Origin of the sequence: Roseateles paludis (assembly GCF_039872745.1) — a bacterium.
Taxonomy (GTDB): Bacteria; Pseudomonadota; Gammaproteobacteria; order Burkholderiales; family Burkholderiaceae_C; genus Pelomonas; species Pelomonas paludis.
The window spans coordinates 12,506-33,818 of sequence record NZ_JBDPZD010000004.1 but is presented as its reverse complement, the minus strand read 5'-3'; the positions used below and the strand labels follow the sequence as shown (position 1 = coordinate 33,818).

Genomic DNA, 21,313 nt, shown 5'->3' with positions numbered 1-21,313 from the left:
CGTCTGACAGTGCAGCTAATGCTTGCCGCGCAGGAAGAGGCGCGACACGGTTTGGGCCAGGTGCAGGCGCTGTTCGCCATCGGCGCTGCCGAGCTCGGCCAGGGTGCCGTGCAGCAGCTTTTGCGTGAGGCCGCGGGAGAGGGCGTCCATCACTTCTTCCACGTCGGCGCCCTTGGCCAGCAGCTTGCGGGCGCGGGCGAGTTCGTGGGCGCGCCAGTCGTCGGCCTGGGCGTGCAGGGCCTGGATCAGGGGCACCGTGTGGCGCTGGTCCAGCCAGTGCATGAAGCTCTGCACGCCGGTCTCGACGATGGCCTCGGCCTGGGCCACGGCGGCCTGGCGCTTTTCGCCGGCGGTCTGCACCTGGGTGGCGAGCTCGTCCACGGTGTAGAGGTAGACGTCGGACAGGGCGGCGACCTCGGGCTCGATGTCGCGCGGCACGGCCAGGTCGACCATGAAGACCGGGCGGTGCTTGCGGCGCTTGAGCGCGCGCTCCACGGCGCCCTTGCCGATCAAGGGCAGGCTGGACGCGGTGCAGGAGACGACGATGTCGAACTCGTGCAGGCGCTCGGTCAGGTCGGTCAGGCGCATGGCCTCGGCGCCGAAGTGCGCGGCCAGCTTCTCGCCGCGCTCCAGCGTGCGGTTGGCCACGGCCATGTGGCGCGGCGTGCGCGCTGCAAAGTGGGTGGCGACGAGCTCGATCATCTCGCCCGCGCCGACGAAGAGCACGCGCGTCTGCGCCAGGTCTTCAAACAGCTGGCTGGCCAGGCGCACGGCGGCGGCGGCCATGCTGATGGAGTGGGCGCCGATCTCGGTCGAGGTGCGCACCTCCTTCGCCACGGCAAAGCTGCGTTGGAAGAGCTGGTGCAGCGTGGTGCCCAGGGCGCCGGCCGCGTCGGCCTCGCGCACGGCCTGCTTCATCTGGCCGAGGATCTGCGGCTCGCCCAGCACCATCGAATCAAGCCCGCTGGCCACCCGGAAGGCGTGCCGCGCGGCGGCGCTGCCCTGCAGGATGTAGGCGTGCGGGCTGAGCGCATCGCGGCCGATGCCGCCATGGCTGGCGAGCCAGTCCAGCGCGGGCTGCACCTGGGCTTGTGGCGCAGCCACATAGACCTCGGTGCGGTTGCAGGTGGAGAGGATGGCAGCCTCTGGCGTGCCGGCCAGCTTGTCGCGCAGGCCGGCTAGCGAGGGCGCCAGTTGCTCCAGCGTGAACGCAAACCGGCCCCGCAGATCAAGCGGGGCCGACTGGTGGTTCAGGCCGAGGGCAAAGACTGACATGTCAGTATGGATTGTAGGATTCGGGCCCCTTCGGACACCCTTGCCCTGGATCAATGAGCGCGTTTGATGCCTTCTGGCATGTGACCAATTTGCTGGCGCCGGCTTGGGGTGTGTCGGTGCTGCTGGCCTTGCTGATGCGCCTGGTCTGGCGCGGCCAGCGCATGGACCTGCGCAAGATGGTCGTCTGGGGCGGCTTGGGCGGCATGCTGGCCATTGGCCTGGCCCTCGTGCTGCTGGGCCGAGACGGCAAGATGGCCGGCTATGCGCTGCTGCTCACCGGGGTCAGCCTGCCGCAGTGGTGGCTGACCCGGCGGTAGCGCCTCAGGCCACCGTTTCTGTCGTCACCACCTCGCCGCGCAGCGAGTGCGCATAGGCGATGGTGATCTCCATGGGCACCATCTGGTGGATGAGCCGGGGGTGGCCCTTGAAGTTGACGATGCGGTTGCACTCGGTGCGGCCTGTCAGCTCGTTCGGGTCCTTCTTGGAGGTGCCGGTGACGAGCACTTGCTCCACGCTGCCGACCATCTTCTCGCTGATGGACACCGAGTGCGCCTCGACGGCGGCTTGCAGCTCCTGCAGACGGCGGACCTTGGTCTCGTAGGGCGTGGTGTCTTCCAGCGCCGCAGCCGGCGTGCCGGGGCGGGGGCTGAAGATGAAGCTGAAGCTCTGGTCAAAGCCGATGTCGTCGACCAGCTTCATGAGCTTGGCGTGGTCTTCCTCGGTCTCGCCGGGGAAGCCGACGATGAAGTCGCTGGCCAGGCGCAGGTCGGGGCGGATGGCCCGCAGCTTGCGCACGATGCTCTTGAACTCCAGCGCCGTGTAGCCGCGCTTCATGGCCATCAGGATGCGGTCGCTGCCGTGCTGCACGGGCAGGTGCAGGTGGTTCACCAGCTGGGGGATCTTGCCGTAGGCCTCGATGAGGCGAGGGCTGAACTCGTTGGGGTGGCTGGTGGTGAAGCGCAGGCGGCGAATGCCGGGGATCTCGGCCGCGTACTCCAGCAGCAGGGCCAGGTCGGCCATCTCACTCGTGTCGCCCATCTTGCCTCGGTAGGCATTGACGTTCTGGCCCAGCAGGTTGATCTCCATCACCCCCTGGTCGGCCAGGCCGGCGATCTCGGTCAGCACGTCGTCGAAGGGGCGCGAGACCTCTTCGCCGCGTGTGTAGGGCACGACGCAGTAGCTGCAGTACTTGGAGCAGCCTTCCATGATGGAGACAAAGGCCGAGGCGCCTTCCACCTTGGCGGGCGGCAGGTGGTCGAACTTCTCGATCTCGGGGAAGGAGATGTCCACCTGCGGGCGGCGCTGGTCACGACGCGCCGCCAGCATTTGCGGCAGGCGGTGCAGGGTCTGCGGGCCGAAGACCACGTCCACATAGGGCGCGCGCTCGACGATGGCCGCGCCCTCCTGGCTGGCCACACAGCCACCCACGCCGATCATCACGCCGCGCTCCTTGAGGTGCTTGACGCGGCCCAGGTCGCTGAACACCTTCTCCTGCGCCTTCTCGCGCACCGAGCAGGTGTTGAAGAGGATGAGGTCGGCGCTCTCGGGGTCGTCGGTCTTCTCGAAGCCCTGGGCGGCGCCCAGCACGTCGGCCATCTTGTTCGAGTCGTACTCGTTCATCTGGCAGCCGTAGGTCTTGATGTAGACCTTCTTCATGCTCGACTCGCTCATGGCTTGAACCAAAGCTGGTCAGCCGGCGAGAACTGCCAGGTGGCGGCCTCCTGCGGCGTGCGCGGCCAGACCTTGTTGGCCAGCTCGGCGGGGTTGAGCACCCAGACGTCCATGATCAAACCGCCGCGCTCCACCGTGTAGTGCACGGTGAGCTTCTGGCCGATGAGGCTGGCGGGCTGCAGCAGCAGGTTGGTATCCCCTTTGATGCGGGCGCCAGGCGCCAGGCGCGCGGGCTGGTCGTTGAGCAGCACGTCGGGCGTCTGCACCACAACAAGCTCGCCACGCAGGGCGTAGGCCGGGAATGGGCGGTGGGTTTGGGCTTGGGCGGGCGCGGCGGCCACCAGGACGACAGCCGCAGCGGCGGCTGTGAAGACACAGCGGGTCATGGTATTTGTCCAGAGGCTGTGGAGGGGATCCGCGCGGCAGGCAGCCGCAGCGGTGCGAAAGCCGGGATTTTAGGAGCCCGACAATCAGGCCCATGTTTTCCCATCTCGTGACCCCGCCGCCTGCCGTTGAGGCCGAACCCGCCGAGCGCTTTGTGCAGCGCACGCGCACGGCCCTTGCGGCTGGGCGTTTCGTCAAGCTACTGCTGGCCAGCCCTTGCGGTGATGAGGAGGGCCTGGAGCGCGTGACGGTGCGGCGCATCGAGCTCAAAGGGCAGCCGCTGCTCTCCTGGCTGTGGCGCTACCAGACGCGTGACGTCACCAAGAACCTGGGGCTGGAAGAGAGCCTGCAGCAACTGGCCGAGCTGCTGGGCAGTGGCTTTCGCAATGCCCACCTGCACACCGACACCGAGGAGCTGCAGTTCGCCCTCAGCCGCAAAGGCCGTGCGAGCTTGCGCAGCAGCCGCACCGTGGCCGAACCCGAAGCCGCCAGCCACGACAAAGCCAAGCAGCGCCCACTGGACCTGAAGAACCCCGTGTGGGCGGGCCTGGGGCTCACTCACCTCGTCAAGGGCGAGCCCGCCCTGGTGCCTGCCATGGCGCGCAAGTGGAAGCAGATCAACCGCTTCGTCGAGATCTTCTCGGCAGCGGTGGCCGACTCGGCACTCGCTGGCACCACCCAACCGGTGCGCGTGGCCGACTTTGGCTCCGGCAAGGGCTACCTGACCTTTGCCCTGCACGACTGGCTGCAACGCCAAGGCTTGCAGCCGCGCGTGACGGGCCTGGAGCTGCGGCGCGACATGGTCGAGCTGTGCAATGCCGTGGTGGCCGACAACGCCCTGCAGGGCCTGCGCTTTGACGAGGGCGACCTGCGCTCGGTCGCGGCCAGCCAGCTCGACGTGATGGTGGCCCTGCACGCCTGCGACATCGCGACCGACCATGCGCTGCACCTTGGCATCCAGGCCGGCGCCCAGATCCTGCTCAGCTCACCCTGCTGCCACAAGGAGCTGCGCCCGCAGATGCAACTGCCCAGTGCCTTGAGGCCCATGCTCAAGCACGGCATCCACCTCGGGCAAGAGGCCGAGATGGTGACCGACTCGCTGCGTGCGCTGCTGCTGGAGGCCCAGGGCTACACCACCCAGGTGTTCGAGTTCATTGCGCTGGAGCACACCAGCAAGAACAAGATGATCCTGGCCGTCAAAGCCCACGGCCCGGCCGCTGCCGCCCTGGCCGCGCGCCGCGACGAGTTGCTGGCCCAGATCGCCGAAATCAAGCGCTTTTATGGGCTGCGGGAGCAGCGCTTGGAGCAGCTGCTAGCGGCCTGAAGGAAAGAGGGTCTGCGTTGCCGTCGCAACGCAGACCCGGCGCCAGCCACCTGGACACCCGTCGCGGAGGTGATGAACCTGAGCGTGTGGCGTGGAGATGTGGGAAGGAGCGAGACGCATGTTGCCGCGACCCTGCCAGGGCCATTGGCCCGATGAGGCGGGGCGGTGGGAGGCTTTTTGGCGCTTGGTGCGCACCACGGTTCGGGGGGGTGATGTCCGGGTGTGGTTGTTCTCTCCGTTGGTGTGGGCATGGCTGGGCCAAGGGGTCCTGGTCACCACCCTCCGGAGGACTGCATGCCCACACACTCACACCCATCTCGCCTGCTGGCAGGCTGCGCCATGTTGGCGGCCATGGCCTGCGTCAGCCCGGCCGCGCAGGCCGAGGTTCACTACAGCGGCGTGCTCAACGCGCCCATCCCGGACACGCCCATCGGGCTCTATGTGAACGTGGTTCGGGACGAGCTCTACAGCGGCCCGCACGGTTTTCCAGCACCGTGGGATCCTGCCTTCGGCTTCGACTTCAACGTCTACAAGGATCCGGGCTGGATCGCCTTGTCGTCCGGCTTGAGCGGGCAGCCGAAAATCGTGCGCGAGGAGGCCCGGGGCTTTGTGGTCGATCCGGCAGGGTCGTTGAACCAGTTGCCCGGCGTGTGGGTAGGGCCTGGCAGCACCTTCACCGTGGCACAGAACACGCTGATCCCTGCAGACCAGACCGAGCTGCTGGTTGGCTTTCGCTTCCGCAACGAAGGTGCATTGATGTGGGACAGCGACGACGACACCCTGCACTACGGCTGGTTTCGCGTCAGCGTGCCCGCCGCTGGCGCCGGCACCTTGGTGGACTATGCCTATGAGACGACGGCCAACACCGCGCTGATGGCCGGCGCCGTGCCTGAGTCCGCGAGCCTGGCCTTGATGGGCGGCGGGCTTGTCGGTCTGCTGGCCTGGTCGCGGCGCCGCGTGCAGCCGCGCTGAAAGGTGCCGGCCGCCTCAGTGCTGCATCGGTGCTTGCAGTTGCCGCACCGGCACCTTCAGCTCCAAGGTCTCGCGCTGCTTGGCGGCGTTCTCCAGGGTGAGGGTCACGGGCACGGTGTCACCGGCCTTGAGCGGCTGCTTGAGGTCCATGAACATCAGGTGAAAGCCGCCGGGCTTCAGGGCCACGGGCTGGCCCGCCGGCAGGTCAAGGCCGGGCATGGCGCGCATGCGCATCACACCGCCGTCCATGCTCATCTCGTGGATCTCGGCCACGCCGGCAATGGGTGTGCTGACGCTGACCAGGCGCGTCGCCGTCTTGGACTGCAACTGGACAAACATGCCGGTGGCCTTCTGCCCGGGCACGGCGGCGCGGACCCAGGGGTCGGTGGCGGTGGTTTGGGCCAGGGCGGCGTTGCCGGCAAGACCGGTCAATGCGGCCAAGGTGAGGAAGCTAAGCAAGGTCTTCATGGGCGCTCTCAGTGCACGTGCGCCGCTGGGGCGCCGGGTTTGATGGTGAGTTTGACAGCCGGCGCGCGCGGCGCAGGGGATTCGCTGCTGGGGATCTCGGCCCAGTTCCACTCCCCCTGTGTGCAGAGCTGCCGGACCTTGAACCAGTAGACGCCAGCCTGAGCTGGTGCCGTGGCGCGCAGGACGAACTCGTCGAACCAGGCGTCTTGCAGCTGGTCGGCCTCGGTGTTGGCGGTCCAGCGGACTTCGACGGTATCTTCAAGGACGGGCTTGCCGTGGGACTCGTAGGGCGCTTTGAGCGGCGCCTTGGTGACCTGCAGGGTCCAGCCCGGCTTGGGCTGGGGCTTGGCGCCGCGCAGGCCCTCGGGGACGGTGACGATGACTTGCCGGGTGGGCGCGCCGTCGCAGCCGTGGCTCACGCGCAGCGCGGCGCGGAAGGACTTGCCGGCCTCGGCCTCGGGGGCGTCGAGCACGACGTGGGCCTGGGCGCCAAGGGCTGCCAGCAGCAGGGGGAGGGCGAGGAGTTTCATCGTGGGGGCTTTCAAAGGTCGACCTTGAGCTCGGCGCTGACGCTGCGCTGGGGGTAGGGGTGGAAGTTCCAGTAGCGGTTGTTGTTGAGGTTGTCGACGCCGAGGGCGGCCGTCCAGCGCGGGTCGATGCGCCAGAGCATGCGCGCATCGAGCGTCTTGAAGGCGCTCACACCCTGGTAGGCATAGCCATTCACGTCGGCATTGTTGAGCGTGCGGAACTGGCGGCCGCTGTAGCGCGCGGCGAGGCTGGCCGTCCAGGCGGCATTGAAGCGGTAGCTGGCCTGCAGGGTGCCGCGCCAGCGCGCGACATTGGGCTGCCATTTGCCGACGGTGTCGCCGGCGGCGGCGACGAAGCCGGCATTGCGCTTGATCTTGGAGTCGGCATAGGTGACGCTGGCCGAGACGTCGAGGCCTTTCAAGCCGAAGTCATTGGCGCCCACGCTGGTCTCGATGCCGGTGGTGCCGATGCGATCCACGTTCTGCACGCGGCTGATGTTGCGGTTGGCGGCAGCGTCGAACAGGGTCTGCGAGTAGATGGCGTCGCGCGTGCTTTCGGCGAACAGGGTGATGCGGCTTTGCAGCGGGTTGTTGGCGTCGCCCCAAACTTGCTCGGCGCTCCACTCGGCGGTCCAGGACTTCTCGGGCTTGAGGCCGGGGTCGTTGATGTACTGGGAGTTGGTGGTGGACGTGGCGCCATAGAGCTCGGCCACGGTGGGCAGGCGCACGGCCCGGCCGACCGAGGCTTTGAGCAGGGTCTCGTTGCTGGCCTGCCAGGAGAGCGCTGCCTTGGGCGACAGGTAGTTCTCTGTGCGGGCGGCGTGGTCGATCCGGCTGCTGGCCGAGAACTCGGTGCGGCCCTCGGAGGCACGCCAGTGCTCGGCGCGCAGGCCCAGCACCAGCTTCCAGTCTTCACTGAGGCCCCAGGCGTCCTGCACAAAGGCGGCTTGCGTGCGCGTGTGGCCTTGCACGTTGCTGGCCAGGCTGCCAGGGTCATCGACGAGGTAGTTGCCGGTGATGTTGGAGGTCCGGTAGCGCAGGGCGTAGCTGTCCTGCTGCAGGCCCAGGTCCACCACATGGCGGGCGCCTGCAGGGCGCCAGATGGTCCGCGCCGACAGGGTGTTCCAGCCCGTGCCACTGCCGTCGGCCAGGGTGCCGGCACCGCCCGTCCAGGCACCTGGCTGCGGGTTGTTGGCGGCGTTCTGGCGCTTGTCGTCGCGAGCGTAGTCGTAGAGGCTGGCCGCCAGCTCCCAGTCCCACTCGCCGCCAGTGCGGCTCTTGAGGGTGAGGCCATGCATGGCGTGGCGCAGCTTCTCGCGGGTCAGCGAGAAATCGGCGCCGGTGAGGGCGGCGTATTGCTTGCCGTCGATGACGATGGCGCCACTGGTCACAGCTTGGCCGCTGGCGCCGGTCAGGTAGGACTGCGAGTTGCCGTCCGCCGCATTGAGCCAGGTGCCGAAGAGATAGGTCGCGCGCAGCTGCGGGCTGAGGTCGTAGGCCAGCTTGAGCTTGATGTGGTCTTGCTGGGTGCGGTACTGGGTGGCCGCACCGATCAGGTACCAGGGCTGGTTGGCGTTGTTCAGGCCCAGCACGGCGCCGGTGACGGGCGTGCCCGTGGTCACCGCAGTGCCGGACGAGACCAGGCGCGTGGCGAAGGTCAGTGGCTGGCCGTCGCTGTCCGTGCGGTTGACGCCCAGCCACCAGCTGAAGGCGCCCTCGCGGCTGCCGACGGCGGCACTGGCTTGCCAGGCGCGGTACGTGGCGCGGGTGTTGTAGAGCTCGAAGGGCTGGGTGGTGAGGCTGAGCTTGGCGTGCGCTTCGAACTTGGTGGGCATGCGCGTCACATAGTCCACCACCGCGCCCACGGCGTTGCCGGGGTAGGCGGCCGAGAAGGGGCCGTAGATGACGTCCACGCGCTCGATCTCTTCGGGCGTGACCATGCCCCAGCGCGGCGGGAAGGACAGCCCGCCCACGCCATTGCCCAGGTAGTTGGACAGCAGGATGCCGTCGGCATACACGGCCGAGCGGGCGCTGTTGCCGGTGCCCGAGGCGCGGCTGGAGAGGATGGCGTGGTTGTAGTCGCCGATGTAGCGCTTGCGCACCAACAGGCTAGGGAAGTACTTGAGCGCGTCCTCCGAGTCCGTCGCATTGATGCTGCGCTCCATCTCGGCGCGGGTCAGACTCTCGTGCGTGGTGGGCAGGGTGGCCGGCAGGGAGCTTGGCGCAAGGCCATCGACTTGCACGGGCGCAAGGCGTTGCGGCGTGCTGGCGCTTGCGTCTGACGCTGCGGAGGCGTGCAACTCAGGGTCGCAGTCATCGCAAGCCAGGGCGGCGGGATTGAACAAGGGGACGCTGCCAAGCAGCAGGCAGGCGCGCACGATGGCGCCGTGGGCAAAACGAGAAGGAAACATGGACACTCAACACGGAAACGGCGGCGCGTAGGCCACCAGGTCCACCCGGATTGCGGGTGGGCGTTTCAAGGCTTCAGTGCTGGGCGGGAGGGGCGCGGGCCGGGGCCTGTCGCCACGCGAACAGGGTGTGCGGCGCTTGCCAGAAGAGCCGGGGCGCTTCCTGGCTGAGTTCGGTGCGGGCCAGCAGCGTGATGGCGGCTGGCGGGGGGGCCAGGTCGGGCACGACACTGTGGCAACTGGCGCAGTGGCCGGTGGTCAGCATCGCCAGGGCATCGCCCCCAGGCGCTTGCTCGGCATCCGAACGCTTGACGGCGGAGCTGCTCCGGCAGACCTCTTGGAACAGCGCGTAGTCGCCCTGAGCGGCCGCTAGCGCGACGCTGAGACCCGGCGACAGCAAGCTCCAGACAAACAGCACCAGCAACCAGGCGCCAAAACGACGTCGGGGCTGGGCGCTGAGCAAGGGAGTGAGCCGCATTGGGCCGAGATTCTAGGTGCCGCTCTGCTGGCAGCGACTGGAGTGCCCGGAAACAAAATCGCCCGGCCTGAGGCTGAAAGCCTCAAACCGGGCGTGGATCCAACGTGTCTGGCAGCGAGCCGATCAGCGGCGCTTGGAGCGGCGCAGGCCAGCGATGCCGGCGACGCCAAGCAGCATCATCAGTGCCGATGCTGGTTCCGGCACGGCGCCAGCGATGCGGAAGGTGATGCCGTGGTCGCGGTAGTTCAGATCACCGCCGCCGGACAAATCTTCAAAGGCGATATTGGTGCCTGCAGGGACCTTGATGTCTCCCGCATAGGTCGAGACCCAAGCGTGGTTGAACGAATCCGGGTTGCGCGCCGGGTTGGTGTAGTAGCGCGCGCCATCTACGACCTGGATGAAGAACTCCAGCTTGTCGCCAGCATTGACCGAGCCAAGCTGCAGCATGTCGCCGTAGGCGGAGGCGTGGTTGTTTAAACCCAGGGTGGGGAGGTCAACGCCATTCACGCTCACGCCGACCAGCACCGTGAGTCCACCCGGCATGGCGGCCGTGTAGTAGGCCTCCAGGACGCCAGACGAGGTAGCAAAGATGGGATCAGGTGTCGGCGCAACGCCGCCGACCCAAACGTCGGGCGCCGCCCAGGCCGTGAGGCTGCCCAGGGAGCAGGCGGTCAGACACAGTGCGCGTACGAGCTTCAGCATGAAGAACCCCTCGATATTGAGGCCCGCACGATAGAGGCTCGGATAGCGCTACCGCAAGTCCCGCGAAACGGCTTCGGGTCCTTGCTGCCCTAGCTTGCGGGGGGTCAGGAGCCGTCCTTGGACGGCTCCTAGCAAGCTAACGCGGGGGCGGCGGTGTTATGCCGCACTGACGCGGCAGGGTGGTCCGTCAGCGGCGGTCAGGCCACCCGGCAGACCTTGAGCATATTGGTGCCACCGGGGTAGCCCATGGGCTCGCCGCAGGTGATGGCATAGGTGTCGCCGGGCATCAGCACGCCGGCGCTGACGAGCAGCTTCTCGGCGGCGGCCAGGGCGGTGTCGCGGTCTTCGAAGACCGGCATCATCAGCGGGCGCACATTGCGGTAGAGGCACATGCGGCGCTGGCTTTGCTTCTGCGTGGTGAGCGCAAAGATGGGCACATTGATGCGGTGGCGGCTCATCCACAGCGCGGTGGAGCCCGACTCGGTCAGCGCCAGGATGGCCTTGCAGCCCAGGTGGTGGGCGGTGAACAGGGCGCCCATGGCGATGGACTGGTCGATGCGGCCGAACTGGCGGCCGGCGAAGTCGGTGTCCAGGGTGATGAACTCGGCGCGCTCGGCTTCGAGGGCGATGGCGGCCATCTGCTCGACCGTCTCGATGGGGAACTTGCCAGCAGCGGTCTCGGCCGAGAGCATGACGGCATCGGTGCCGTCGAGCACGGCATTGGCCACGTCGGACACCTCGGCGCGGGTGGGCACCGGGTTGACGATCATGGACTCCATCATCTGCGTGGCGGTGATGGCGACCTTGTCCAGGTCACGTGCCATCTTGATCATGCGCTTTTGCAGCGCCGGCACGGCGGCGTTGCCGACTTCCACGGCCAGGTCGCCGCGGGCCACCATGATGCCGTCCGAGGCCTTGAGGATTTCCTCGAGGTGGGGGATGGCCTCGTAGCGCTCGATCTTGGCGATCATCGCGGGCTTGTGGCGGTAGGGCTCGCCGGCCACATTGGCCAGTTGGCGCGCCATTTCCATGTCGGTCGCGTTCTTGGGGAAGCTGACGGCCAGGTATTCACACTGGAAGGACATCGCGGTCTTGATGTCGTCCATGTCCTTGCCGGTCAGCGCCGGGGCGGTAAGGCCGCCACCTTGCTTGTTGATGCCTTTGTTGTTGGACAGCTCACCGCCGAGCTTGACGGTGGTGTGCACCTGCTGGCCGCGCACTTCGTCGACAACGAGCTTGAGCAGGCCGTCATTCAGCAGCAGCAGGTCGCCGGGCTTCACGTCGCGCGGCAGTTCCTTGTAGTCGAGGCCGCAGATCTCCTGGTTGCCCAGTTCGGTGCGGTCGGCGTCGAGGATGAACTTGGCGCCGGGCACCAGTTCGATCTTGCCGCCCTCGAACTTGCCGACGCGGATCTTGGGGCCCTGCAGGTCGGCCATGATGGCCACTTCCTTGCCGGCGGCGGCAGCGGCCTCACGCACCATGCGGGCGCGGTCGATGTGATCCTGCGCCTTACCGTGCGAAAAGTTCAGGCGGACAACGTCCACACCGGCCTGGATGAGGCGCTGCAGCACCTCCGGGGTGTTGGAAGCGGGGCCCAGGGTGGCGACGATCTTGGTAGCACGGGTCATGGCGTAACTGGATAACAGGGACGCGGGATTATGCGAGTACGGCGGCCGGTGTTGCTCGGGCTTTCCCGTGAATTTCGCGTCAGGCGCCCCGGCGCTGCGTGGCTGGCAAAGCCTGGGATCACGCGCTACGAAAGCGCACGCCAGGCCGGTGCGTCGCCTGCACCAGGCACGGGAAACTACCGCTGGGAGACTGGGGCGGCGCTCTCTAGGCTAGCGCTATCTTTGGTTCCGCAAAGTCGCCTGTGCCCCACACCTGTGCCCCCGTGCCGCCCGCTTTTCCTGCCCGTTGCTTGAGGGGCTTCCCATGAAGTTGGCTGTCCGGCGTGCGGCCAATATGGCGATGGCGAGCTGCCTGGCGCTGATGGCGCTGGCGGTCTTCGTCAACGTGGTGCTTCGCTACGGCTTTGGCAGTGGCATCGCCGCCAGCGAGGAGGTCTCCCGGCTGCTCTTCGTCTGGATGGTGTTCATCGGCGCCACGGCGGCCTACCCAGCGGGTGAGCACATGGCCTTCACCAGCCTGCTGATTCCCTTGCGCGCAAAGCCCCGTGCCTTTGCCGCCGTCACCGTGCTCGTGCGCCTGCTGGTGCTCACTGCGGCGGTGATGCTGGCCTGGGGGGCGTGGCAGCAGGTCAGTGTGAGCTGGGACACGCACTCGGTGGTGCTGGGCTATCCGGCCGCCTTGTTGCCACTGCCTGCGCTCCTCTGCGGCGCGGGCATTGCGGTGATGGCGGTGCTGGAGCTGGTCCGGGGCGAGCCGCTCGACCTCGGCCACGGTGTGGAGGTCGAATGAGTCCCGAAGGTCAAGCATTCACCATCTTCTGCATCGGCATGCTGGCGCTGATGGGCGTGGGCATGAACATGGCGCTGGCCCTGGTGCTGACCGGCGCCGCCATGGCCTGGGTGCTGGGGTTCTGGGACACGCAGTTGCTGGCGCAGAACCTGGTGGCGGGCGTGGACAGCTTTCCGCTGCTGGCGGTGCCCTTCTTTGTGCTGGCGGGCGAGTTGATGAACGCCGGGGGCATCAGCCGCCGCATCATCGACATGGCCCAGGCTTGGGTCGGGCATATCCGGGGTGGCCTGGGCTTTGTGGCCATTGGTGCCGCGGTGCTGATGGCCAGCATGAGTGGCTCGGCCCTGGCCGACACGGCGGCCCTGGCCACCATCCTGCTACCCATGATGCGCGACCGCGGCTACCCGATGGAGACCTCGGCCGGCCTGATCGCCTCGGGCGGCATCATCGCCCCCATCATTCCGCCGTCCATGCCCTTCGTGATCTACGGCGTCACGACCAACACCTCGATCTCGGCGCTGTTTGTGTCGGGCATCGTGCCGGGGCTGGTGATGGGCGTGGGCCTGCTGTTGGCATGGCTGTGGGTGCTGCGTGATCTGGACCTGCCAGGAGAGCCGCGTCAGCCCCTGGCTCACCGCCTGCGCGCCAGCGCCCGGGCCGGGTGGGCGCTTTTCATGCCCTTCATCATCATCGGTGGCATGAAGACGGGCGTCTTCACCCCCACCGAAGCCGCGGTGGTTGCTGCGTTCTACGCACTGATGGTTTCGATCTTCATCCACCGCGAGATGAACCTGGGCGAACTCGGCGGCGTGCTCGTCCGCGCAGCCCGCACGACGGCGATCGTGATGTTCCTGTGCGCCGGGGCCCAAGTGGCCAGCTACATGATCACGCTGGCCGACCTGCCCGGCGTGCTCACCGGCTGGCTGGGCGGTTTGATCGACAGCCCGCGCTTGCTGATGGCCGTGATGATGATCGTGCTCGTCGTCATTGGCACTGCGCTCGACCTCACGCCCACCATCCTCATCTTTGCCCCGGTGATGCTGCCCATCGCCGTCAAGGCGGGCATCGACCCCGTCTACTTTGGCCTGATGTTCGTGCTCAACGGCGCCATCGGCCTGATCACACCGCCTGTCGGCACGGTGCTGAACGTGGTGGCCGGGGTCGGGCGTTTGTCGATGCACGCGGTCATCCGAGGCGTGAATCCTTTCCTCGTGACCTATGTGATCGTTCTCGTGTTGTTCACTCTCTTCCCTCAACTCGTGACGCAACCGCTGCACTGGCTGCGTTGAACAGGAGCTTTCCATGCTGCGCCGTACTCTCATTGCCGTCTCTGCCGCCCTGATGGCCTCTGCCGTCGTCGCCCAGGACATCAAGCCGCGCCTGATCCGCTTTGGCTATGGCCTCAACGAACAGAGCAACCAGGGCCGTGCCTCGCGCTACTTTGCCGAGCAGGTCGAGAAGCTCTCGGGCGGCAAGATGAAGGTGCGCGCCATCGGCAACTCGGCGCTCGGCCCTGACGTGCAGATGCAGCAGGCCCTGATCGGCGGTGCGCAGGAAATGATGGTCGGCTCCAGCGCCACGCTGGTGGGTACCACCAAGGAGATGGCGCTGTGGGACACGCCCTTCCTCTTCAACACCGGCAAGGAAGCCGACGCAGTGCTGGACGGCCCCATCGGCCAGAAGGTGCTGGACAAGCTGCCGGAGAAGGGCCTCGTCGGCCTCGTCTACTGGGAGAACGGCTTTCGCAACCTCACCAACAGCAAGCGCCCGGTCACCAAGTTTGAAGACCTGGACGGCATCAAGCTGCGCGTGATGCAGAACAACGTCTATCTGGACAGCTTCAAGCTGCTGGGCGCCAATGCCGTGCCGATGCCGTTCTCTGAGCTCTTCGGCGCGCTGGAAACCAAGGCCGTGGACGGCCAGGAGAACCCCTTCAACACCATCCTGTCCAGCAAGTTCTACGAGGTGCAGAAGTACCTGTCCGTCACCAACCACGTCTACAGCCCCTGGGTCATGATGGCCAGCAAGAAGTGGTGGGACACGCTCTCCAAGGCCGAGCAGAAGGTGCTGATCGACGCCGCCAAGGCCAGCCGCGACTTCGAACGCAAGGACACCCGTGCCGAGGCCGCCAAGGCCGTGGCCGACCTCAAGGCCAAGGGCATGCAGGTCAATGAGCTGCCCGCCGCCGAGGTGGCCCGCATGCGCGACAAGCTGACCCACATCAACGCCAGCATCGGCGTGACCGTGGGCATGCCGCTCTGGAACGAGACGCGTGATGCGCTGGCGGCGATGCGCAAGTAAGCCGACCTGGCCTTGAAGCAAAACGGCGGCCCGCAGGCCGCCGTTTCTAATTGGGGCTGAGCCCTTCAGCTGGCCTGGGCCGCCTTGATCAAGGCGTCGATGCGCGGCGTGGTGTGGGTGGGCACCAGGTTCACCTGGGGGTTGGCACGGGCAAACACGCGGAAGAGTTCGTCGGCAAAGCCATGCCCGACGTCGGTAACGCCCTCGAAGCTGATCTCGGCCCGCTTGAAGGCCGCAAGCCGCGAACCCACGCGCCGCCCCTGCGCCCGCGAATCGAGGGCCTGGCCCTCACTGACCAGCAGCCGCAGTTGCACCACGGTCTGGTCAAAGGCGATGCCGTCACCGGCCGTGCTCCAGGCCGCCATCACCCCGTCCAGGGTGCGCGTGGTGTTGAGCGCGATGGCCATGTAGATGGAACTGCCCTGACGAGGCAGCGGCTTGCCCTTGCGCCAGCCGGCGGTTTCCCAGGCGCGGCGCTGGTAGGCGGTGTTGTTGGCGTGGATGTCGAACACATCGGCCAACTGGCTGCAGAAGAACAGGCCCCGGCCGGTGTGGGCCTCGGGGCTGCTGGTCAACCGGCCCTTGCTCAGCTCCAGCATCGCGTGGCCGGAGTCTTCAAGGGAGAAGGCCGAGCAGATGCGGTCGAACACGCCGATGCCGTCGTCACTGACCAGCAACTGCACATGGGTGGGTGTCTGGCGCAGCGACACGGTGACGCTGGTGCCGCCGCTGTGGTCGGCCGCGTTGTTCACCAGTTCGGTGAAACCGTGCTGGATCATGCGCTCCACATGCTTGGGCAGCGCAAAGTGCGGCGCAAAGTCGCGCTGCCAGGGCAGGTCTTCCTGCAGGCCGTGCAGCGTGTAGTTGCGCGCCACCTGGCGGATGCTGCCGGGCGCAAACACCGGGCGGGCCTTGGTGCCCGAGCGCGTCAGCCAGCCGGCGTCCTGCAGCTTGCGCAGGGCGGCCAGCACGGCGCGGCGGCTGGCGCCAGTGCGCTCTTCGATGTAGGGCACCAGATCGTGCGAATGCTCGCTGGCAGCCGGGGTGATCCAGAGCGTGAGGTGGTCAAACACCAGGCGGGTCATGGCAGGCATTGTGTCTTTCCAGCGCAAAGGCAGGGGGCGGGGCATCCCCGAGAGATCCATAGAATCCCCGACCAGTTACCCCCGGGTTACAGCTTAGGGTGTCGGGGTTTGTCCGTTTCGTTGTCCTTCACTCACTTTTTGGGGAATTCCCATGCCTCTCGTTTCGATGCGCCAACTCCTGGACCATGCTGCTGAGAACAGCTATGGCATCCCGGCTTTCAACGTCAACAACCTGGAACAGGTGCAGGCCATCATGGCCGCCGCTGACGAAGTGGGCGCGCCCGTCATCCTGCAAGCCTCGGCCGGTGCCCGCAAGTACGCCGGTGAGCCCTTCATCAAGCACCTCATCCAGGCTGCCACCGAGGCCTACCCGCACATCCCCCTGGTCATGCACCAGGACCATGGCACCTCGCCCAAGATCTGCCAGGGCGCCATCGACCTGGGCTTCGGCTCCGTGATGATGGACGGCTCGCTGTTGGAAGACGGCAAGAGCCCGGCGTCGTTCGACTACAACGTCGAAGTCACCCGCAAGGTCGTCGATCTGGCCCACGCCGTCGGCGTGACCGTGGAAGGCGAGCTGGGCTGCCTGGGCAACCTGGAAACCGGCGAAGCCGGCGAGGAAGACGGCATCGGCGCCGAAGGCAAGCTGGACCACAGCCAGATGCTGACCGACCCGGAAGAAGCCGCCGTCTTCGTCAAGGCCACGCAACTGGACGCCCTGGCCATCGCCATCGGCACCAGCCATGGCGCCTACAAGTTCAGCCGCAAGCCCACGGGCGACATCCTGGCCATCAGCCGCGTCAAGGAAATCCACGCGCGCATCCCCAACACCCACCTGGTCATGCACGGCTCCTCGTCGGTGCCCCAAGACCTGCTGGCCATCATCAACCAGTACGGCGGCAAGATCAAAGAGACCTTCGGCGTGCCCGTCGAAGAGATCCAGGAAGCCATCAAGCACGGCGTGCGCAAGATCAACATCGACACCGACATCCGCCTCGCGATGACCGGCGCGGTGCGCAAGTTCCTGGCCGAGTACCCCGACAAGTTCGACGCCCGCGAGTGGCTCAAGCCCGCGCGTGAAGCCGCCAAGGCCGTCGCCAAGCAGCGCTACCTGGAGTTCAACTGCGAAGGCCAGGCCGCGAAGATCAAGCCGCGCACCCTGGTGGACATCGCTGGCGCCTACGCTCGCGGCGAGTTGGCTCAGAAGGTCAACTGACCATGGACGAAGAGCCCACGGGGCTCTTCGCCTACGGCAGCCTGATGTGGCCCGCCATCCTGGCGCGGGTCTGTAAGGGGCCTGACCCTCACGGCCTCGACAGCCTCCCGGCTGCCGAGGCCGCGCTGCTTCTGGACCACGTGCGCCTGCGCGTGCGGGGTGAGGACTATCCAGGCCTGCGCCCGCAGCCCGGTGCCCAGGTCGAGGGGCGGCTCTACCGGCCCCTGCCGGACTCGGCATGGCCGCTGCTCGATGCCTTTGAGGGCGACGAGTACGAGCGTGTCCCAGTGCCGGTGCTGCTGGCCGACGGCAGCCGGGTACTGGCCTGGACCTACCGCTTCCGCGCCGAGATGGCGTCCCGCCTGCTGTCCGAGCCCTGGCTGCCCCAGGACTTTGAAGGCGCCGCCATGGCGCGCTTTGTCGCCCGCTACGCGGGTTTTGCGCGGCCCGGGCTGACCGCTTGACAGCGCCGACGACAATGCGGGCCCACTCAACGCTTGCCCGCCCGTGATCCTCCGTTTCAGCCTAGAGCCCGCCGACAACACCCGACTGGCCCGCGTCTGCGGCAGCCTGGATGCGCATCTGCGCGACATCGAGGCGCGCCTGGGCGTCAAGCTCAGCCGGCGCGAGGCGCAGTTCCGCGTCGAAGGCCCCAAGCCGGCGGCCGAGCGCACGCGCGGCCTGCTGGAGAGCCTGTACGAGCGCGCCCGCCGCCCGCTCTCGCCCGAGACCCTGGAGCTCGCCCTGGTCGAGGCCGGTGCCGATGCCGCAGGCGCCCGCGCCCGGCAGGCTGACGGCGGGCACAGCGGCGACGGCCCGCTGGTGCTCCGCACCCGCCGCGCCGACCTCTCGGCCCGCACGCCGCGCCAACTGCAGTACCTGCAGCAGATCCTGTCGCACGACATCACCTTCGGGCTCGGCCCTGCCGGCACGGGCAAGACCTTTTTGGCCGTGGCTTGTGCGGTCGATGCGCTGGAGCGCTCGGCCGTGCAGCGCATCGTGCTCACGCGCCCGGCGGTCGAGGCCGGCGAGCGGCTCGGCTTTCTGCCCGGTGACCTGACCCAAAAGGTCGATCCCTATCTGCGCCCGCTCTACGACGCGCTCTACGACCTGATGGGTTTTGACCGCGTGACCAAGGCCTTCGAGAAGGGCCAGCTCGAAGTCGCGCCGCTGGCCTTCATGCGCGGCCGCACGCTCAACCATGCCTTTGTCATCCTCGACGAAGCGCAGAACACCACGCCCGAGCAGATGAAGATGTTCCTGACCCGCATCGGCTTTGGCAGCCGCTGTGTGGTGACCGGCGACACCAGCCAGATCGACCTGCCGCGCGGCATGACCTCGGGCCTGGTGGAGGCCGAGCAGGTGCTGGCCCGGGTCAAAGGCATTGCCATGACGCGCTTCACCAGCGCCGACGTGGTGCGCCACCCGCTGGTGGCGCGCATCGTCGAGGCCTATGAGGCACAGGCCAAGAAGACGGCCAAACAGGCGGTCAAGCAGGCCAAAACCTCATGAAGCCCGAGCTCAGCCTCTCCCTGCAGTTTGCCGACCCGCGCCACCGCGCCCTGCTGCCGCGACACAAGGTGCAGCGCTGGATCCGCGCGGCGCTGGAACTGCCCGGCGAGATCACGGTGCGCATCGTTGACGCCGAGGAAGGCCAGGCCTTGAACCGCGACTTCCGGAGCAAGGACTACGCGACCAATGTGCTGACCTTTGACTATGCGGATGAGCCCGTGGTGCAGGCCGACCTGGTCATCTGTGCCGAGGTCGTTGAGCGCGAGGCCCGCGAGGCCGGCATCGACATCGCCGCCCACTACGCCCACATGCTGGTGCATGGCACCCTGCACGCCCAAGGCTACGACCACGAAGTGGACGACGAGGCCGAGGCGATGGAAGCGCGTGAGACCGAGGTGATGCTGGCGCTGGGTCTGCCCGACCCGTACGCGGCTACTGCCCGCTGAGGTAGCGCTTGCGCCAGAAGTAGGCGGCAAAGGCGCCGCCTAGGACCAGCATGATCCCGGCCGCGATCCAAAAGCCACGCGCCGAGTGGATCAGCGGCAGGGCATCGAAGTTCATGCCGAAGAAGCCGGTGATCAGGTTCAGCGGCATGAAGATGGCCGTCAACACCGTCAGCGTGCGCATGATGCTGTTGGTGCGGTGCCCCAGCGCCGAGAAGTGCATCTGCACTGCGGACTCGGCCGACGACTCCAGCCGCCGCACATGCGTGAGCACGCGCTCCACGTGCTCCAGCACATCGCGTGAGCGCACGCGCAGCAGCTCGCGCTCGCGGGCCGCGTTGGCGTCGCCGTCGTCGGGCCAGTCGCCCAGCGCGTCGATCCACTCCTGCACCGCGCTGCGCTGGTCTTCGCAGACGTCTTCCAGCCGGTGCAGCAGGTCCCGACTCTCCAGCAGCAGCGGCCAGTCATCGAACTGGCTCTTGGGGTCCAGCAAGGCACGTTGCAGCGTGGTGAGCTGGCGCGTCAGCAGGCGGCGCAGCTCCAGGTAGCTGTCCACCATGTGGTTGACCATGCGCAGCATCAGGTCAGCCGGGCTGCTCGGCAGGCGCGCGTTGGCGCCGCGCGCATCGACGCGCGCATCGGTCTGGCGCAGCAGCTTGTTGGCAAAGAAGTCGCGCACCAGGCAGTCGGCCGGGTGCACGGTCAGCAGCACGCGGTCGAACACCGCAAAGCCGACCGGGCTGGTGTCGATCGCGCGCATGGCCTTCTGTGCCGAGGCCAGGGTCCCGTGCTCGTCGTCCACGAACAGGTCGGCGCTGCCCGGTGCGGCAGCCAGGCGGCGGAAGACCAGCAGGTCGTACCAGGACGTGTAGTCGAAGTGCGAGGGCAGCTGGTTGTTCAGCAGGTCCGAGACATGCAGGTCGACGATGCCGCCACAGCCCCAGCGTTGCAGCGCAGCCTGGGTCTGCTGGTCGCTGACCTCGAACTCGCGCCGGCCAAAGCCCACCCACAAGAAGCCGTTGGCCGGCAAGGCCTCGGGCAGGGCGTCGAGCTCGGTGAAGCGTTCGCCTTCGAGGTGAAAGATCCGCATCAGCGTTGCAGCAGCCGGGCCGCGTCGAGCGCGAAGTAGGTCAGGATGCCGTCGGCCCCCGCGCGCTTGAAGGCCAGCAGCGACTCCATCATCACCGCGTCGTGGTCCAGCCAGCCATTGGCCGCAGCGGCCTTGAGCATCGCGTACTCGCCGCTCACCTGGTAGGCAAAGGTCGGCACGCGGAACTCATCCTTCACGCGGCGCACGATGTCGAGGTAGGGCATGCCGGGTTTGACCATCACCATGTCGGCGCCCTCGGCGATGTCGAGCGCCACTTCGCGCAGCGCTTCATCGGAGTTGCCGGGGTCCATCTGGTAGGTCTTCTTGTCGGCCTTGCCCAGGTTGGCGGCCGAGCCGACGGCGTCGCGGAAGGGGCCGTAGAAGCTGCTCGCGTACTTGGCGCTGTAGGCCATGATGCGCGTGTGGATGTGGCCGGCGCTCTCCAGCGCTTGGCGGATGGCGCCAATGCGGCCATCCATCATGTCCGACGGCGCCACGATGTCCACGCCCGCGTCGGCCTGCGTCAGCGCCTGCTTGCAGAGGATCTCGACGGTGGGGTCGTTGAGGATGTAGCCGGTCTCGTCGATCACGCCATCTTGGCCATGGCTGGTGAAGGGGTCGAGCGCGACGTCTGTCATCACGCCGAGTTCAGGGAAGCGGCCCTTGAGCGCCCGCACCACGCGCGGCACCAGGCCGTCGGGGTTCAGGGCCTCGCGGCCATCGGGTGTTTTGAGGCTCGCGTCGATGACGGGGAAGAGCGCCAGCACCGGGATGCCGAGCGCCACGCACTGCTCGGCGGTGCGCAGCAAATGGTCGAGCGATTGGCGTGCAACGCCGGGCATGGATGTCACCGGGGTGACAAGGTCTGTGCCCTCATGAACGAACACCGGCAGGATCAGATCGCTCGGCGTCAGCAGGTTTTCGCGCACCAGGTTGCGCGAGAAGGCGTCACGGCGCAGACGGCGCGGCCTGCTCGATGGAAAGGGGGCGGGGAGGGTGCTTGAACGTGTCACGACAGCTCACAAAACGGCGTGGCCAA

22 protein-coding genes are annotated in these 21,313 nt (G+C 67.3%); 10 read left to right on the top strand and 12 right to left on the bottom strand.

Features of this window, described 5'->3' with window-relative positions; translation table 11 throughout:
- Positions 1 to 15 precede the first annotated feature (15 nt).
- Positions 16 to 1,275, bottom strand: a complete 1,260-nt coding sequence (gene hemA / locus ABDJ85_RS14065) for a glutamyl-tRNA reductase (RefSeq protein ID WP_347705421.1) — start codon at positions 1,273 to 1,275, stop codon at positions 16 to 18.
- Positions 1,276 to 1,328: 53 nt separating this feature from the next.
- Here hemA and ABDJ85_RS14060 point away from each other — a divergent pair, with 53 nt between their 5' ends.
- Positions 1,329 to 1,592 carry a hypothetical protein gene (locus ABDJ85_RS14060; RefSeq protein WP_347705420.1) on the top strand — a complete coding sequence of 88 codons (264 nt, stop codon included), beginning with the start codon at positions 1,329 to 1,331 and terminating at the stop codon, positions 1,590 to 1,592.
- Between the two features lie 4 nt (positions 1,593 to 1,596).
- On the opposite strand, the gene miaB is transcribed toward ABDJ85_RS14060, so the two are convergent.
- Positions 1,597 to 2,946 (bottom strand): tRNA (N6-isopentenyl adenosine(37)-C2)-methylthiotransferase MiaB, encoded by a 1,350-nt coding sequence (miaB, locus tag ABDJ85_RS14055; protein ID WP_347705419.1) that lies wholly within the window; start codon positions 2,944 to 2,946, stop codon positions 1,597 to 1,599.
- Positions 2,943 to 3,332 carry a hypothetical protein gene (locus ABDJ85_RS14050; RefSeq protein WP_347705418.1) on the bottom strand — a complete coding sequence of 130 codons (390 nt, stop codon included), beginning with the start codon at positions 3,330 to 3,332 and terminating at the stop codon, positions 2,943 to 2,945. Before ABDJ85_RS14050 ends, miaB begins: the two co-directional genes overlap by 4 nt.
- Positions 3,333 to 3,424: 92 nt before the next feature.
- Between ABDJ85_RS14050 and ABDJ85_RS14045 the strand changes: the two genes are divergently transcribed.
- Together ABDJ85_RS14045 and ABDJ85_RS14040 are read left to right on the top strand one after the other, a co-directional pair.
- Positions 3,425 to 4,654: a class I SAM-dependent methyltransferase gene (locus ABDJ85_RS14045; protein WP_347705417.1), complete on the top strand. Its 1,230-nt coding sequence runs from the start codon at positions 3,425 to 3,427 to the stop codon at positions 4,652 to 4,654.
- A gap of 294 nt (positions 4,655 to 4,948) precedes the next feature.
- Positions 4,949 to 5,626, top strand: a complete 678-nt coding sequence (locus ABDJ85_RS14040; RefSeq protein WP_347705416.1) for a PEP-CTERM sorting domain-containing protein — start codon at positions 4,949 to 4,951, stop codon at positions 5,624 to 5,626.
- A 15-nt stretch (positions 5,627 to 5,641) separates the two neighbouring features.
- On the opposite strand, the gene ABDJ85_RS14035 is transcribed toward ABDJ85_RS14040, so the two are convergent.
- From ABDJ85_RS14035 to pyk, 6 genes are all read right to left on the bottom strand, one after another.
- Entirely contained in the window at positions 5,642 to 6,094 is a 453-nt protein-coding gene (locus ABDJ85_RS14035; RefSeq protein WP_347705415.1) for a copper chaperone PCu(A)C, read from the bottom strand.
- A gap of 8 nt (positions 6,095 to 6,102) precedes the next feature.
- Positions 6,103 to 6,624, bottom strand: a complete 522-nt coding sequence (locus ABDJ85_RS14030) for a YcnI family copper-binding membrane protein (protein WP_347705414.1) — start codon at positions 6,622 to 6,624, stop codon at positions 6,103 to 6,105.
- Positions 6,625 to 6,635: 11 nt separating this feature from the next.
- Positions 6,636 to 9,032 (bottom strand): TonB-dependent receptor, encoded by a 2,397-nt coding sequence (locus ABDJ85_RS14025; RefSeq protein ID WP_347705413.1) that lies wholly within the window; start codon positions 9,030 to 9,032, stop codon positions 6,636 to 6,638.
- A gap of 73 nt (positions 9,033 to 9,105) precedes the next feature.
- Entirely contained in the window at positions 9,106 to 9,507 is a 402-nt protein-coding gene (locus ABDJ85_RS14020; RefSeq protein ID WP_347705412.1) for a DUF2946 family protein, read from the bottom strand.
- Between the two features lie 123 nt (positions 9,508 to 9,630).
- On the bottom strand, positions 9,631 to 10,209 hold the full coding sequence (locus tag ABDJ85_RS14015) for a PEP-CTERM sorting domain-containing protein (protein ID WP_347705411.1): 579 nt from the start codon (positions 10,207 to 10,209) through the stop codon (positions 9,631 to 9,633).
- Between the two features lie 197 nt (positions 10,210 to 10,406).
- Positions 10,407 to 11,837, bottom strand: coding sequence for a pyruvate kinase (gene pyk, locus ABDJ85_RS14010; protein ID WP_347705410.1), 1,431 nt, complete (start codon positions 11,835 to 11,837; stop codon positions 10,407 to 10,409).
- A gap of 304 nt (positions 11,838 to 12,141) precedes the next feature.
- Between pyk and ABDJ85_RS14005 the strand changes: the two genes are divergently transcribed.
- The 3 genes from ABDJ85_RS14005 to ABDJ85_RS13995 are packed head-to-tail and all read left to right on the top strand — an operon-like array spanning position 12,142 to position 14,928.
- Complete coding sequence (locus ABDJ85_RS14005; protein ID WP_347705409.1) at positions 12,142 to 12,627, top strand: TRAP transporter small permease; 486 nt, start codon at positions 12,142 to 12,144, stop codon at positions 12,625 to 12,627.
- The gene (locus tag ABDJ85_RS14000; protein ID WP_347705408.1) at positions 12,624 to 13,916 is read left to right on the top strand and encodes a TRAP transporter large permease; all 1,293 of its coding nucleotides are present in this window, start codon (positions 12,624 to 12,626) and stop codon (positions 13,914 to 13,916) included. Before ABDJ85_RS14005 ends, ABDJ85_RS14000 begins: the two co-directional genes overlap by 4 nt.
- A 13-nt stretch (positions 13,917 to 13,929) precedes the next feature.
- Positions 13,930 to 14,928, top strand: coding sequence for a TRAP transporter substrate-binding protein (locus ABDJ85_RS13995; protein WP_347705407.1), 999 nt, complete (start codon positions 13,930 to 13,932; stop codon positions 14,926 to 14,928).
- Positions 14,929 to 14,993: 65 nt separating this feature from the next.
- Here the strand turns inward: ABDJ85_RS13995 and ABDJ85_RS13990 are convergent, their stop codons facing one another.
- Positions 14,994 to 16,013 (bottom strand): STAS-like domain-containing protein, encoded by a 1,020-nt coding sequence (locus ABDJ85_RS13990; protein ID WP_347705406.1) that lies wholly within the window; start codon positions 16,011 to 16,013, stop codon positions 14,994 to 14,996.
- 151 nt (positions 16,014 to 16,164) lie between these two features.
- Between ABDJ85_RS13990 and fba the strand changes: the two genes are divergently transcribed.
- From fba to ybeY, 4 genes are read left to right on the top strand one after another with little or no spacing between them, the layout of a single operon-like run.
- The gene (fba, locus tag ABDJ85_RS13985) at positions 16,165 to 17,229 is read left to right on the top strand and encodes a class II fructose-bisphosphate aldolase (RefSeq protein WP_347705405.1); all 1,065 of its coding nucleotides are present in this window, start codon (positions 16,165 to 16,167) and stop codon (positions 17,227 to 17,229) included.
- A gap of 2 nt (positions 17,230 to 17,231) precedes the next feature.
- Complete coding sequence (locus ABDJ85_RS13980) at positions 17,232 to 17,693, top strand: gamma-glutamylcyclotransferase family protein (protein ID WP_347705404.1); 462 nt, start codon at positions 17,232 to 17,234, stop codon at positions 17,691 to 17,693.
- Between the two features lie 43 nt (positions 17,694 to 17,736).
- On the top strand, positions 17,737 to 18,741 hold the full coding sequence (locus ABDJ85_RS13975; protein ID WP_347705403.1) for a PhoH family protein: 1,005 nt from the start codon (positions 17,737 to 17,739) through the stop codon (positions 18,739 to 18,741).
- On the top strand, positions 18,738 to 19,187 hold the full coding sequence (gene ybeY / locus ABDJ85_RS13970; protein WP_347705402.1) for an rRNA maturation RNase YbeY: 450 nt from the start codon (positions 18,738 to 18,740) through the stop codon (positions 19,185 to 19,187). The genes ABDJ85_RS13975 and ybeY overlap by 4 nt, the downstream gene beginning before the upstream one ends.
- On the opposite strand, the gene ABDJ85_RS13965 is transcribed toward ybeY, so the two are convergent.
- Both ABDJ85_RS13965 and hemB read right to left on the bottom strand, forming a co-directional pair.
- Positions 19,174 to 20,274 carry a magnesium transporter CorA family protein gene (locus ABDJ85_RS13965; RefSeq protein WP_347705401.1) on the bottom strand — a complete coding sequence of 367 codons (1,101 nt, stop codon included), beginning with the start codon at positions 20,272 to 20,274 and terminating at the stop codon, positions 19,174 to 19,176. The two genes, ybeY and ABDJ85_RS13965, sit on opposite strands and share 14 nt — an antisense overlap.
- Positions 20,274 to 21,287, bottom strand: coding sequence for a porphobilinogen synthase (gene hemB / locus ABDJ85_RS13960; RefSeq protein WP_347705400.1), 1,014 nt, complete (start codon positions 21,285 to 21,287; stop codon positions 20,274 to 20,276). Before hemB ends, ABDJ85_RS13965 begins: the two co-directional genes overlap by 1 nt.
- Between the last annotated feature and the right edge of the window lie 26 nt (positions 21,288 to 21,313).

Excerpts from the sequence above, each read along its gene's own strand:
- ABDJ85_RS14045 (WP_347705417.1), top strand. The coding sequence starts at position 3,425 with ATGTTTTCCCATCTCGTGACCCCGCCGCCTGCCGTTGAGGCCGAACCC.
- ABDJ85_RS14025 (WP_347705413.1), bottom strand. The coding sequence starts at position 9,032 with ATGTTTCCTTCTCGTTTTGCCCACGGCGCCATCGTGCGCGCCTGCCTG.
- ABDJ85_RS14030 (WP_347705414.1), bottom strand. The coding sequence starts at position 6,624 with ATGAAACTCCTCGCCCTCCCCCTGCTGCTGGCAGCCCTTGGCGCCCAG.
- fba (WP_347705405.1), top strand. The coding sequence starts at position 16,165 with ATGCCTCTCGTTTCGATGCGCCAACTCCTGGACCATGCTGCTGAGAAC.
- miaB (WP_347705419.1), bottom strand. The coding sequence starts at position 2,946 with ATGAGCGAGTCGAGCATGAAGAAGGTCTACATCAAGACCTACGGCTGC.
- ABDJ85_RS13990 (WP_347705406.1), bottom strand. The coding sequence starts at position 16,013 with ATGACCCGCCTGGTGTTTGACCACCTCACGCTCTGGATCACCCCGGCT.
- ABDJ85_RS14040 (WP_347705416.1), top strand. The coding sequence starts at position 4,949 with ATGCCCACACACTCACACCCATCTCGCCTGCTGGCAGGCTGCGCCATG.
- ybeY (WP_347705402.1), top strand. The coding sequence starts at position 18,738 with ATGAAGCCCGAGCTCAGCCTCTCCCTGCAGTTTGCCGACCCGCGCCAC.
- ABDJ85_RS14020 (WP_347705412.1), bottom strand. The coding sequence starts at position 9,507 with ATGCGGCTCACTCCCTTGCTCAGCGCCCAGCCCCGACGTCGTTTTGGC.
- hemA (WP_347705421.1), bottom strand. The coding sequence starts at position 1,275 with ATGTCAGTCTTTGCCCTCGGCCTGAACCACCAGTCGGCCCCGCTTGAT.
- ABDJ85_RS14060 (WP_347705420.1), top strand. The coding sequence starts at position 1,329 with ATGAGCGCGTTTGATGCCTTCTGGCATGTGACCAATTTGCTGGCGCCG.
- ABDJ85_RS13965 (WP_347705401.1), bottom strand. The coding sequence starts at position 20,274 with ATGCGGATCTTTCACCTCGAAGGCGAACGCTTCACCGAGCTCGACGCC.
- ABDJ85_RS14005 (WP_347705409.1), top strand. The coding sequence starts at position 12,142 with ATGAAGTTGGCTGTCCGGCGTGCGGCCAATATGGCGATGGCGAGCTGC.
- ABDJ85_RS14035 (WP_347705415.1), bottom strand. The coding sequence starts at position 6,094 with ATGAAGACCTTGCTTAGCTTCCTCACCTTGGCCGCATTGACCGGTCTT.
- ABDJ85_RS14000 (WP_347705408.1), top strand. The coding sequence starts at position 12,624 with ATGAGTCCCGAAGGTCAAGCATTCACCATCTTCTGCATCGGCATGCTG.
- ABDJ85_RS13995 (WP_347705407.1), top strand. The coding sequence starts at position 13,930 with ATGCTGCGCCGTACTCTCATTGCCGTCTCTGCCGCCCTGATGGCCTCT.
- ABDJ85_RS14050 (WP_347705418.1), bottom strand. The coding sequence starts at position 3,332 with ATGACCCGCTGTGTCTTCACAGCCGCCGCTGCGGCTGTCGTCCTGGTG.
- ABDJ85_RS13980 (WP_347705404.1), top strand. The coding sequence starts at position 17,232 with ATGGACGAAGAGCCCACGGGGCTCTTCGCCTACGGCAGCCTGATGTGG.
- ABDJ85_RS14015 (WP_347705411.1), bottom strand. The coding sequence starts at position 10,209 with ATGCTGAAGCTCGTACGCGCACTGTGTCTGACCGCCTGCTCCCTGGGC.
- pyk (WP_347705410.1), bottom strand. The coding sequence starts at position 11,837 with ATGACCCGTGCTACCAAGATCGTCGCCACCCTGGGCCCCGCTTCCAAC.